This is a genomic window from Sporanaerobacter sp. (assembly GCF_047830725.1).
Classification (GTDB): domain Bacteria; phylum Bacillota; class Clostridia; order Tissierellales; family Sporanaerobacteraceae; genus Sporanaerobacter.
The window spans coordinates 453,853-466,922 of sequence record NZ_CP181252.1; the positions used below are offsets into that span (position 1 = coordinate 453,853).

At 32.3% G+C, this 13,070-nt stretch carries 10 protein-coding genes; all 10 read right to left on the reverse strand.

What is annotated here, in order from left to right; all coding sequences use genetic code 11:
* Window positions 1-62: 62 nt before the first annotated feature.
* Window positions 63-1,493, reverse strand: coding sequence for an Asp-tRNA(Asn)/Glu-tRNA(Gln) amidotransferase subunit GatB (gene gatB, locus ACFWUA_RS02240; protein WP_416199162.1), 1,431 nt, complete (start codon window positions 1,491-1,493; stop codon window positions 63-65).
* Window positions 1,483-2,940, reverse strand: coding sequence for an Asp-tRNA(Asn)/Glu-tRNA(Gln) amidotransferase subunit GatA (gatA, locus tag ACFWUA_RS02245; RefSeq protein ID WP_416198545.1), 1,458 nt, complete (start codon window positions 2,938-2,940; stop codon window positions 1,483-1,485). Before gatA ends, gatB begins: the two co-directional genes overlap by 11 nt.
* A 4-nt stretch (window positions 2,941-2,944) precedes the next feature.
* On the reverse strand, window positions 2,945-3,229 hold the full coding sequence (gene gatC / locus ACFWUA_RS02250; protein ID WP_416198546.1) for an Asp-tRNA(Asn)/Glu-tRNA(Gln) amidotransferase subunit GatC: 285 nt from the start codon (window positions 3,227-3,229) through the stop codon (window positions 2,945-2,947).
* A 68-nt stretch (window positions 3,230-3,297) separates the two neighbouring features.
* Window positions 3,298-5,283 carry an NAD-dependent DNA ligase LigA gene (gene ligA / locus ACFWUA_RS02255; protein WP_416198547.1) on the reverse strand — a complete coding sequence of 662 codons (1,986 nt, stop codon included), beginning with the start codon at window positions 5,281-5,283 and terminating at the stop codon, window positions 3,298-3,300.
* Window positions 5,284-5,296: 13 nt separating this feature from the next.
* The gene (locus ACFWUA_RS02260) at window positions 5,297-8,554 is read right to left on the reverse strand and encodes a UvrD-helicase domain-containing protein (RefSeq protein WP_416198548.1); all 3,258 of its coding nucleotides are present in this window, start codon (window positions 8,552-8,554) and stop codon (window positions 5,297-5,299) included.
* 125 nt (window positions 8,555-8,679) lie between these two features.
* Window positions 8,680-9,123, reverse strand: a complete 444-nt coding sequence (locus tag ACFWUA_RS02265; protein WP_416198549.1) for a hypothetical protein — start codon at window positions 9,121-9,123, stop codon at window positions 8,680-8,682.
* Between the two features lie 176 nt (window positions 9,124-9,299).
* Entirely contained in the window at window positions 9,300-9,665 is a 366-nt protein-coding gene (locus tag ACFWUA_RS02270) for a DUF1667 domain-containing protein (protein ID WP_416198550.1), read from the reverse strand.
* Window positions 9,666-9,668: 3 nt separating this feature from the next.
* Window positions 9,669-10,928, reverse strand: coding sequence for an NAD(P)/FAD-dependent oxidoreductase (locus ACFWUA_RS02275; protein ID WP_416198551.1), 1,260 nt, complete (start codon window positions 10,926-10,928; stop codon window positions 9,669-9,671).
* Between the two features lie 16 nt (window positions 10,929-10,944).
* Complete coding sequence (locus tag ACFWUA_RS02280) at window positions 10,945-12,381, reverse strand: NAD(P)/FAD-dependent oxidoreductase (protein WP_416198552.1); 1,437 nt, start codon at window positions 12,379-12,381, stop codon at window positions 10,945-10,947.
* 21 nt (window positions 12,382-12,402) lie between these two features.
* Complete coding sequence (locus tag ACFWUA_RS02285; RefSeq protein WP_416198553.1) at window positions 12,403-12,969, reverse strand: glycerol-3-phosphate responsive antiterminator; 567 nt, start codon at window positions 12,967-12,969, stop codon at window positions 12,403-12,405.
* Between the last annotated feature and the right edge of the window lie 101 nt (window positions 12,970-13,070).

Consider the following 13,070-nt stretch of genomic DNA (forward strand, 5'->3'; position numbering starts at 1 on the left):
TACTTTATTTCAATTAAAAAAACTTTAATAAACTATTAATAAATCGTAATATATGCTTGAAATTATCTCTTTGAGATAATTTCAAGCATAATTTTATTGACAAGTTGTGGATTTGCCTTGCCTTTAGTCATTTTCATAACCTGACCTACCAAAAATCCCAATGCTCTATCTTTTCCATTTTTATAGTCTATTATGGATTGTTCATTTTCATTTATTACTTTTTCGACTATATTTTTTAGTTCTCCTTCATCGCTTATTTGAATAAGTCCTTTTTCTTTGACAATATCATTTGCAGGTTTCCCAGTGTCAAGCATGTCTTTTATCACTTTTTTCCCAATATTGTTACTTATTTTGCCTTCATCAATAAGAGAAATGAATTCAGCTAAATTCTTTGGGGTAAGTTTTAGTTCTTCAACTTCTTTATCTTCATCTTTTATCCATCTTAAAACGTCTCCCATAATCCAATTGCTTGCTTTTTTAGGATCAACTTCATATTTAACTGTTTCCTCAAAGAAATTTGCCAATTCTTTTGTTTGAGTAAGTACTCCTGCATCATATTCCGGAATATCATATTGTTTTATAAATCTTTCTTTTTTGTCATGAGGAAGTTCTGGTAGATTGTTTCTTATTTCTTCAATCCAATCATCCTCTATTTTCATTTTGACCAAATCAGGTTCTGGAAAATATCTATAATCTGCAGCATCTTCCTTGCTTCTCATGACTATAGTTTCATTCTTTATCTCATCCCATCTTCTAGTTTCCCTTAAAGCATCTTTGCCTTGTTTTAAAAGGTTAATATGTCTTTTTTCTTCATACTCCATAGCTTTTACAGCAGCCTTGAAAGAGTTTAAATTTTTAAGTTCTGTGATAGTAGTCCTTTTTCCTGTATCTTCATCAACTACATTTATATTTATATCGCAGCGAAGAGAACCTTCTTCCATTTTACAGTCCGAAACTTCTATATATCTTAAAGTAGCTTTTAATTTTTCAAGAAATTCTCTTGCTTCTTCTGGAGAATTCATATCAGGTTCTGTAACTATTTCAATTAAAGGCACACCACTTCTATTGTAATCAAGAAGACTTCCTCCATCTTCTGAGTGAATGGATTTTCCTGTATCTTCTTCTATGTGTATTCTTCTAAGTCTTATTTTTTTAGGACCATTTTCCTTTTCTATCTCTATATATCCTCCATCGCAAAGAGGAATATCATATTGAGAAATCTGATATCCTTTAACTAAATCAGGATAAAAATAATTTTTCCTATCCATTTTAGTTTCCTTGGCAATTTTTGAATTGAAAGCAAGCCCTGCTTTTATACCATATTCAACTACCTTCTTATTTATAACTGGAAGAGCCCCCGGAAGACCTAAACATACAGGACAACAGTGAGTATTTGCTTCTCCACCAAATTCAGTAGTACAGCTACAAAATATTTTTGATTTTGTCATGAGTTCAGAATGTATTTCAAGACCAATAATAGTTTTATAAGCCATTTTCTTCACCTCTATTTTTTTCATAAGTATAGGCAATGTTGAGAATTTTTTGTTCTTCAAATCTATCTCCAATGATTTGGAGTCCTACTGGAAGTCCATTTACATTTCCGCAAGGCACAGATATAGCACAGACCCCAGCTAAATTGACTGAAACTGTTAAAATATCTGACATATACATGGACAATGGATTATTTACCTTTTCTCCAATTTTAAATGGAAGTATTGGTGCTGTTGGAGAAATTATAGCATCATATTTTTCAAAAGCTTTGTCAAAATCCCTCTTTATGAGAGTTCTAACCTTTTGAGCCTTATTGTAATAGGCATCATAGTACCCACTACTTAGGGCAAAAGTCCCAAGCATTATTCTTCTCTTTACTTCTTCACCAAATCCTTCGCTTCTAGTATTTACATACAATTCATCTAAGTCTTTATAATTTTCAGCCCTGTATCCATATCTTACACCATCAAATCTAGCTAAATTGGAACTAGCTTCTGATGTGGATATTATATAATAACAAGATAGAGCATATTCTGTATAAGGCAAAGATATTTCTTCTACTTCTGCTCCAAGGCCTTTTAAAGCTTCTACTGCTTCTAGTACCTTTTTTTTGACTTTTTCATCTATTCCTTCTCCAAAGTATTCTTTAGGTAGTGCAAATTTCATTCCTTTTACATTTGAATTAAGTTCCTTTGTGTAGTCTATACTTTTATTGTCTACAGATGTAGAATCTTTTTCATCATATCCTGCCAAAACACTCAACAATAGTGCAGTATCCTCTACATTCCTTGCAAAAGGCCCTATTTGGTCAAGGCTAGATGCAAAAGCTATAAGCCCATATCTAGATACAAGTCCATATGTAGGCTTAAGTCCCACAACTCCACAAAAACTAGCTGGCTCTCTCACGGAACCTCCTGTTTCTGAGCCTAATGACAGTGGTGCTTCAAATCCCGCTACAGCTGCAGCAGAACCACCACTAGAACCTCCTGGTACCCTTTCTAAATCATGAGGATTTTTAGTCTTCTTAAAATAAGATGTTTCTGTAGAAGAACCCATAGCAAACTCATCCATATTGGTCTTGCCTATGATTATTCCATCTTCTCTTTTTATTTTTTCTACTACTGTAGCATCATATGGTGAAACAAAATTTTCCAATATTTTCGAACCACATGTAGTCTTTATTCCACGAGTTGCAATATTGTCTTTAACAGCTATTGGAATACCTGCAAGTACTCCAACTTCCTCATTATTGGCTATTTTTTCATCTATATTTTTTGCTGTTTTTATAGCTTCATCTTTAGTCAGAGTAATAAATGCATCTATATCTTTTTCGGTTTCTTCTATTTTTTTATAATAGCTTTCTACAATTTCTACACTGGATATTTCTCTATTTAAAAGCTTTTTTCTAAGTTCTACAGCTGAAAGTCTAGTTATATCCAAAACACTCACCTCTCTAATCTATTACTTTAGGTAGTTTAAAATACCCGTATTCACTGTCTGGAGCATTTAATAGAGCTTCTTCTCTACTAAAGCTTTCTTTCACTTCATCTTCTCTCATAAATTGATAATTTGGATTTACCTGATAAGTAGGCTCTATATTTTCTGTATCTACTTCTTTTAACTTTTCTACATATTCAATTATTTGAGAAAATTTAACTGTAAAATCTTCCATTTCATCTTCATTGAAATTGAGCTTTGAAAGATTTGCTATATGTTTTACATCTTCTTTTAAAATCATTTTCTAACCTCCTTTACCTTGTGAAATCAAGGTCATGTTCTTATTTTACCACTTGTTTAACTAAAAAATCAAATAATGGTTTTTAGCCTATTTTCATCTATTATTTCAATTCCTAAACTCAATGCTTTTTCATATTTAGAACCTGGGTCTTCCCCTACTATGACATAGTCAGTTTTCTTGCTAACACTACCTGATACTTTCCCACCCATTTTTTCTATAATCTCTTTCAACTCATTTCTAGAGATTCCATCTATAGTTCCTGTCAAAACCACAGTTTTGCCACTAAAGAAAGTATTTTGAAGGGTTTCACTTTCTTCATGTTTAGGATTGACACCTTCATATAAAAGTTTGTCAATGCCATCTAGTATTTTAGAATCGTGGAAGAACTCTATGATACTATTTGCTATGACATCTCCCACATCTGGAATAGTTATAAGTTCTTCGTATTTAGCATCAAGAATTTTATCTAAAGACTTAAAATGATTGGCCAAATCTCTCGCGGTCTTTTTCCCAACATTTGGTATGCCCAACGCATATATAAAAGAATCCAGTGTACATTCCTTGCTCTTTTCAATAGCCGAAAGCAAATTTTTAGTCTTTTTTTCTTTGAAACCTTCCAAATTTATGAGATCTTCATATTTCAATTCATAGATTTGAGGTATATCAGTCAAATCAAGCTCCTCAAATAGTTTTTCCGCTGTCTTTTCATTGAATCCTTCAATATTCATAGCATCTCTACTGGCAAAATGTACCATCCTTGATACGAGTTGAGGTTTGCAAGTCAGTGAATTTGGACAAAATATATGAACTCCATCTTGAACAAGTTCACTACCACAGGCAGGACAATATTTAGGTTTCTCTATTTCTTTTGTTTCTTCCTCTGTATCCATGGTACCCATTATTTCTGGTATGACATCATTAGAACGCCTGATTAATACATTGGAATTTATCTTTAATTTTTTTCTTTGTATATCATCCCAGTTGTTTAAAGTTGCCCTTTTGACTGTGACTCCTCCAATTTCCACAGGAGATAAAATAGCTGTTGGAGTTACTTTCCCTGTTCTTCCTACATTCCACTCAACTTCTAATAGCTTTGTAGTTGTCTCTTCTGCCTCAAATTTATAGGCTATAGCCCAACGGGGAAATTTCTGAGTATACCCCAGAATTTCCCTAGTTCTCATATCATTTATTTTGATAACTATTCCATCTGTCAATACGTCAAGTTTTTTTCTTTCAATGTCTACTCTTTCTATTTCTTCCACTACTTCATCAATTGTTTCATAAAGTTTTAAATATTCATTTACTGGCAGCCTATTTTCTCTTAAAAATTCCAACATTTCTACATGGGTTTCAAACTTTTTACCTTCTATATATCCTACATTATAAAAATATCCTATAAGATTTCTTTCCTTTGTAACTTTTGGATCTAAATTTCTAAGAGCTCCTGCAGCAGCATTTCGTGCATTTTTTAGAGGCTCATCATGAGTTTTGTTGTATTTTTCCAAAGCAGATAGTGGCATAAGGCCTTCCCCTTGAATTTCAATAGTTCCCTTAAAATTTATTTTAAGGGGAATGGATTTTATGGTCTTTATTTGAGAAAGTATAGCCTCTCCAACTTCTCCATTTCCTCTAGTAGCTCCTTCTACAAGTTCTCCATTTTTATAGGTAAGATTTATAGTTAGCCCATCAAATTTGTATTCTACTACATAAGTAGGCTCAGGCAATTTGTCATCATGAGTGGTATTGTATTCATCTATCAATCTTCTCACTTTTTTGTCCCAATTCTTTAGTTCTCCTATACTTTGGCTTTTATCTAAACTCCATAGCTTTGCCAAATGAACATGCTTTTGGAATCTTTCAAGAATTTCTCCACCTACTCTTTGCGTAGGTGAATAAGGTAATACTACTCCCGTTTGTTTTTCTAACTCTACCAGCTCATAATAAATCTTGTCATATTCTCCATCGCTTACTTTTGGATTGTCTAATGTATAATAATGATAATTCAAATCTTCTATAATATCTATAAGTTCTTTCATTCTCTCTATATTATCCACAAGCATCCTCTCCTTAAATAACTTCTATTGGAGCAATAGAAAGTATCAACTTCTTCAATCCTTTATCTTCAAAAGCAACAACTATTTCTGTATCCTTTCCTTTGTCTTTTAATTGAACTACAGTACCTACTCCCCACAATTTATGTCTAACTTTTGACCCGACCTTTACATCGTCTTTGTTGTATTTCAAATCAGGAGCCTTTGTTTCTCTCCTTGTAAATTCTTTCACAATTACATCTTTTTTAGTCATTTCTTTGTTTTTGTCATTGGTCTCTACATATTCCAAAGGTATTTCTTTTAAAAATCTAGAAGGTACAGAATAAGTAGTATTTCCATATATAGTTCGCATATTTGCATAGGAAATAAACAACTGCTCCTCAGCCCTAGTTATAGCTACATAGCATAATCTTCTTTCTTCTTCCAATTCACTTTCACTGTCAATAGCTCTAGCAATAGGAAATAATCCTTCTTCCATACCTACCAAAAATACCACTGGAAACTCTAATCCTTTGGCACTGTGTACAGTCATCATAGTCACAGCCTCATTTACATCAGCTGTCTTGTCTGTATCAGAAAGAAGAGAAACATTGGCCAAGAAATCTTCCAAATTTCCATCTACATTTTGCATCTCAAAATCTACTGCAACAGAAATAAATTCCTTCAAGTTCTCTATTCTAGTGGCAGATTCATCGCTCCCCTCTTCTTCCAACTCTTTAATATATCCAGTTCCATATACTACTTCCTCTACAAAATCCTTTAATCCCATAACTTGGCTCATGGCAATATACTTATTTATCATATCAGTAAATTTTTTTAAATTGTTTATAGCCCTTTGAGAAAGGCCTGGTACATCCTCTACATCTAAAAGAGTGCTATAAAGACTTTCTGCTTTTCTTTGGGCATAGTTTTCTACCTTTTCTAAGGTTGCATTTCCTATTCCTCTTTTAGGAACATTTATAATCCTCTTTAAAGAAACATCATCCAATGGATTTTGAATAAGTCTTAAATATGCAATAATATCCTTTACTTCTTTTCTATCATAGAACTTAAGTCCACCTACAATTCTATAAGGTATATTTCTTCTCATAAAAACTTCCTCAAAAGTTCTAGATTGAGCATTGGTCCTATATAGTATAGCAAAGTCTCTATACTTGTATTTTCCCTCATCTGTTAATTCCATTATTTTTTCAGCTACAAGACTACTTTCTTCACGTTCATCAAAAGTCATATTTATACCTATAGGATTTCCTTCCTCATTAGTTGTCCAAAGAGCCTTGTCTTTTCTTTCATTATTATTTCTAATGACAGAATTAGCTACATTCAATATGTTTTTAGTAGAACGATAATTTTGCTCTAATTTAATTATTTTCGCATTTGGAAAATCCCTTTCAAAATTCAAAATATTCCCTATATCTGCCCCTCTCCATCCGTAAATCGAATTATGGACTACAATATCTTCACAAACATATTGTCTAAAATTAGGAACTGAAATATCATATACAAATCCACTATATTCTTCAACCGAAGTTTCACTTACTATATCTTCAACTATTTTCCCATTTTCATATACTGGAATACTCATATTGGGTCTTATATGAGAAGCAGGAATATAATTAAAATAATTATCTTCAGTTAATCTAGCTCTTTTTACAACTTCTATATTTGCATCTAAGGCCTCAATTTTCTTTACATAATCCACTGCCTCATCATATCCTACTCTTTCCGTCTCTACCCTCCAAGTTTCCCTATTTCCATTTCTCGTAGGAAAGCCTGAATCTATGAACCTTTCTTTTAAATTTTCACCACTTGTATTAAAACAAATTCTATGGCTATACCATCCTGATTCTATACCACTTTTTTTCCCACTAAAAAAACTTAAATTGACAATTCGTCTTATAGACTGCCCCCTAATGATAGCATTTGCTCTATGATGTGGATATTCTTCAAACAGCAGCAAATCATCCATTAGTTTTACTACATTATTCCTTGTATCTATTCCCTCAAATAATCTATCTATATGCTTTTGATCCATAGTTAAATTTCTACCTACTGCGTGATAACAACAAGTGGGTATTTGATACTTTAAAGAAAATAATTGTTCATAAAATACTGCTTCTTGTTTGCTTTTACATGTTCTTATAATCCAGGCTTTATCTCCATGTTCCTGATTTAATCTAACCATAAGTCCATTTACTATCTCCTTGTCCCTTGACCTTACTCCTTGAGTCATACCTATTCTATATCCTTTATCTAGTCTATACATCAAATAAACATAGTAAACACCTGGTTCTGGATTAAGTTTGCCAAACATTATGTGATTTGGGGTAGTTTTAATTATCTTTCCTGATTTAGTTTTTATCTTTATTATAGGCCCTTCATACCTTTTCTTCATTATTTTCTCAATAGTTCCTTCTAAAATTTCTCCCTTGCCAGCAGCTGAATAAATTTTATTGCATTCTTTTAACTCTTCCACAGAGATATCTCCATTTACTGTAGCAATTTTAGAACCTTCAACAACACACTGATCATCATCCCCCACAACACATAAATTCTTGTACTTTTGAGAAAGTAAATGAACAAGTTCATATTGAGTTCCATTTGTATCTTGATATTCATCTACATAAATATATTTGAATTTCTTTTGATAATACTCAAGTACCTGGAAATTTGTATTAAGTAACTCAACAGCTTTCAAAATCAAATCATCAAAATCCAGTGCATTGTTCTTCTTGAGTTTTTCCTCATATAGAGCATACAATTCCCCTACATTTCTTTTATAATAATCTCCATAATTTTCATTTATATAAGAATCTGGTTTAACCATAGTATCTTTTAGTGAACTTATAGTACTTAATATAGACTTTTCTTTGAATATTTCAGTATTGAGATTTTTTTCTTTTATACACTCTTTTATGACAGTTTTTTGATCATCAGTATCATATATGACAAAGTTTCTATTGTATCCTATCTTATCAATATCTCGTCTTAAAATTCTCACACATATAGAGTGAAAAGTCCCTATCCATATATCATCTATCTTATCTCCAACAAGACTTCTAACTCTCTCTTTCATTTCATTGGCAGCTTTATTTGTAAAAGTTATAGCCAAAATATTTCCCGGGAAAACCCCCTTTTCTTCAACCATATAGGCTATTTTGTGAGTAAGTACCCTGGTCTTTCCACTACCTGCTCCAGCCAATATAAGTAGTGGCCCTTCTGTATGTAAAACTGCTTCCCTCTGCCTATCATTTAATCCTTCCAAAAAATTCATTTACTTCACCCTTCCTATCAAGGGGACGGTTCTTTTGTGCCCTTTTGTCCCCTTTTCTTATACATACTATTATAATGGAAATAATGAAAAAACCCTAGCCTAAATGACTAAGGTTTGAAAAAATATTATTTAGCTTTGATTCTAGCAATATCTCTCCAGTTGTCAGCGGTATTAATTTCTATTCTGGAAAGATCTGATTTCATATCTTCTATTTGTCCAGTAATTTCCACATGCCTATCAGCATTCTTTGCTTCAATATCGTCCATTTTATTTTCAAGTCTGTCAAATCTTTCATTTGTTTCTTTTCTAAAATCTTTCATTTCAACTTCAACATTATCAATTTTACCGTTTACTTCTTTAATTTTATCTGCTGTTTCTTTTCTGAAATCTTTCATTTCAACTTCAACATTATCAATTCTACCGTTTACTTGTTTAAAGCCTTCTTGCATTTCGCCCCTAAAATTTGCAAATTCTTTTTGCACTTCGTTATACATTTTAGTCATCAGTTCAAATAATTTTTCTTCATTATCCATAGTATTCACCTCCTGTTTTATATTTTTATAAGCCATTTTTGTATTTCATCTTTCACCGTCCAAAGCAAAGTTGTGTATTTTATATTTTTATTATATACTATATTGTCTCTAAAATAAACATTCATTGAAAAATATGTATATTAAATAAGTGAAAATGAAAAACCCTAGCCTAAATGACTAAGGTTTGAAAAAATTTTTAAAAACAATATTTCCTATACTTCTATACTTCGAGAGGCTATAAGGTCTATGCCTGTATTTAAAATATTTTCAATGACAATATCGCCTTCTCTAATAGGAGGCTCTATTTCGACTTTGTTTATGACTTTCATGCAATCAAAAATTTTACCTTTGGGTATGCTTCCTTTGGTGACTACAGGCAATCTCTTATGGAAACTGTTTTTTAATTTTACAGTGCTTGTCAAAACTCTAGTAGGATTTGTAACTTCTTTTATTCCATATTCTTCTCCTCTTTTGCAAGTATTTCCTTCTACAACATATCCCCCTTTGGTATCATCTTTGGTTATAGTAAGCCTACATCCCCTTGGACATACTATACATGTTTTTTCATATTGTTCCATATCCTACACCTCACTTTCTACATACACTGTCAAATTGTCTATATCTTTACATTTAAGCATTTCTCCATCTAATATTATTTCTTCCATTTCTCCAGGAGTTAATTGTATCTTTTTTATTTCTTTTAAAACAGTATCATTCTTCTTTACAACTAATTTAGAATTTTTATATATCTCTGTAACTCTCATAAATAAATTTATACCATCTTCTACATTTTCTACTCTTATCTTTTGAGGCACTATATATCTAATTCCTTCTCCAGGAATAGTTTCAATTGTCTTTGCCTCTTTTTTTAATTCACCTTTTACATATTTTGCCGCACATTTTCCTGCTTTGAAACTTTCCATAGTCACATTGTCTACTAAATCATGAACATGAACTACATTTCCACAAGCAAATATTCCACTAATACTGGTTTCCATAGACTCATTGACTATAGGTCCTCCTGTCACTGGATGAATTTCTACTTCTGCCTTGGTAGAAAGTTCGTTTTCGGGTATAAGCCCTACTGAAAGGAGCAATGTGTCACATTCATAATATTGTTCTGTACCACTTATAGGATTTTTATTTTCATCAACTTCTGCAACTACAACCCCTTCTACTCTATCCCTTCCCCTTATATCTATAACTGTATGGTTTAATAAAAGAGGAATATCAAAGTCATCTAAGCATTGTACAATGTTTCTATTTAATCCACTAGAATAAGGCATTATTTCTACTACTGCTTCTACTTCGGCTCCCTCCAACATAAGTCTTCTAGCCATTATAAGGCCTATATCCCCTGAACCAAGTATCACTACTTTTTTGCCTACTTGATAACCTTCTATATTTATAAATCTTTGAGCAGTACCAGCAGTAAATATTCCCGCTGGTCTTGTTCCTGGAATCATTATAGCTCCTCTTGGTCTTTCTCTACAGCCCATAGCAAGAACTATTGCCTTTGCATTTATATTTATAAATCCATCAACTCCATTTATAGCACTGATAGATTTATCTTTATTTATATCCAAAACCATAGTATCTAATTTATATTCAATTCCCATTTCCTTCAATTCATTTATAAATCGTTCTGCATACTGAGGCCCTGTAAGTTCTTCTTTAAATACATGGAGACCAAAACCATTGTGAATACACTGTTTAAGTATTCCTCCAAGTTCTTTATCTCTTTCTATAACAAGGATATTTTCTATCCCTTCTTTTTTTGCTTCAATAGCCGCCGCAAGTCCAGCTGGTCCTCCTCCAATCACTACAATATCATAATCCACTAAAATCACCCCTTTCTTAAACTTCCTTTGTTTGTCCGATTAAAATATATGAATCCACTCCATCTTTAACTATTTCAGTCATATCTTTATTTAATTCTCTTGCCAATATTTCCATGACTCTTGGAGAACAAAATCCACCTTGACATCTTCCTGTACCTGGTCTAGTCCTTTTCTTGACTCCATCTACAGTAGTAGCTCCTGCATTTCTATGGATACAATCTACTATTTCACCTTCAGTTATACTTTCACATCTACAGATAATTCTTCCATACCTTGGGTCCTTTTTTATCAATTCATTTTTTTCTTCATCACTTAACTCATTAAATCTTATGACTTTTTTCCTTCTAGGATTAAAATCTTTGTTTTCTTTTAATCCTCCCGATATTTCTTTTAAAAGCTCTACTACATATTCTGCAATAGCTGGTGAAGAAGTAAGCCCTGGAGATTTTATACCTGCTACATTTATAAATCCCTTAGCATCTATTGCTTCCCCAATAATGAAATCTCCTGTACTTGGTTCATTTCTAATTCCAGTAAAATTGGTGATATTCTTGCCAAAAGGTATTCCCTCTATACTTTTTCTTGCAACTTTCTTTATCTCATTTAATCTATCTCTTGAAGTTTCCTTTGACTCTTTTGATTCTGCTATTTGGTTGTCTGGACCAATCATTAGATTTCCATGAACAGTAGGAGTGACTACTACTCCCTTTCCATAAGACTTTGGACATTGGAAAATCACTGTATTAACCATATCCCCTACACTTTTATCAAGGACAAAATACTGACCATTTTTAGGTATTATGTCAAATTTCTCATCTGATACCATGCTATTTATCTTATCTGCATATACTCCTGCACAGTTTATAATGTACTTTGCATAGAGCTTCTTTTCTGTGGTCTCTACTAAATATCCTTCTTCTAATTTAGATATATTTAACACTTCATTGTTTAAAAGCAATTCAACTCCATTATCAACAGCATTTTCTGCAAGAGCTATAGCCAATTCCCAAGGCCCTATAATGCCTGCTGTAGGTGCATACAAAGCTTTTGTCACTTCTTTTCCGATATTTGGCTCTATATTTTCTATTACTTCTCTATTTAATATTTTTAATTGAGGCACACCATTTTTTTGTCCTCTTTCATACAATTCATCGATGGTTTTCTCATCTTCCTCATCAAAACCAAGCACTAATGAGCCTATTCTCTTAAAAGGCACATCCAATTCTTCACAGACTTTGTCAAACATAGGATTGCCTTTCACATTGAATTTAGCCATATTTGTCCCAGGTTTTGGATCATAACCCGCATGAACTATACCAGTATTTGCTTTTGTACAACCATTTGATATATCATTTTCCCTTTCTATAAGCACAATATTTAAATCATATCGTGACAATTCTCGGGCTATAAAAGTACCAACAATACCTGCTCCTATTATTGCTACATCATACATAAATAAAACCCCCTTCTTGTTTCACATATACCATACTTTTTCATTGCTTGTAGATATAGCTATAGCTCCTGAATTTAAGCTTTGAATCACATCCTCTTTATCCATTATGAGTCCACCAGTAATTATAGGCGTATTCGTTTCTTCGAAAATTTTCTTCACTATTTTAGGCATTGTTCCAGGCAATATCTCTACAGCATCTGGCCTTGTAGTTTTTATAGACCTTATACCTGTATCTAGAGATAGGGAATCCAGTATAAATAATCTTTGTATTGTTAAAATATCAAATTCCTTGGCAAGTTTGATTAAATTGCTTTTTGTAGTAATAATCCCATCTGGCTTTACATTTTTAACTATATATTCTAATCCCCAATTGTCTTTAGAAATACCCTCTACTAAGTCTATATGGACATAAACCCCTTTGCCATTAGATTTTATCTTGTACACTATATCTTCTAGATTGAATATATTTCCCGTTAATAGAAATATATTTTCACAAGGTGAATTTAATGCACTATTTAAATTATTTAAATCATTTACCGCTGCTATAATAGGGTTTTGTGCTATTCTAGAAAAAAAGCTATCTCCCATTTTCTAGCCTCCTCAATTTTTCTCATATCCTAAAAAAACAAAAAAGTGTACCAACAAACCTGTCCCCAAGTTTTTTGATACACTCTCATCTTCTCATTTGT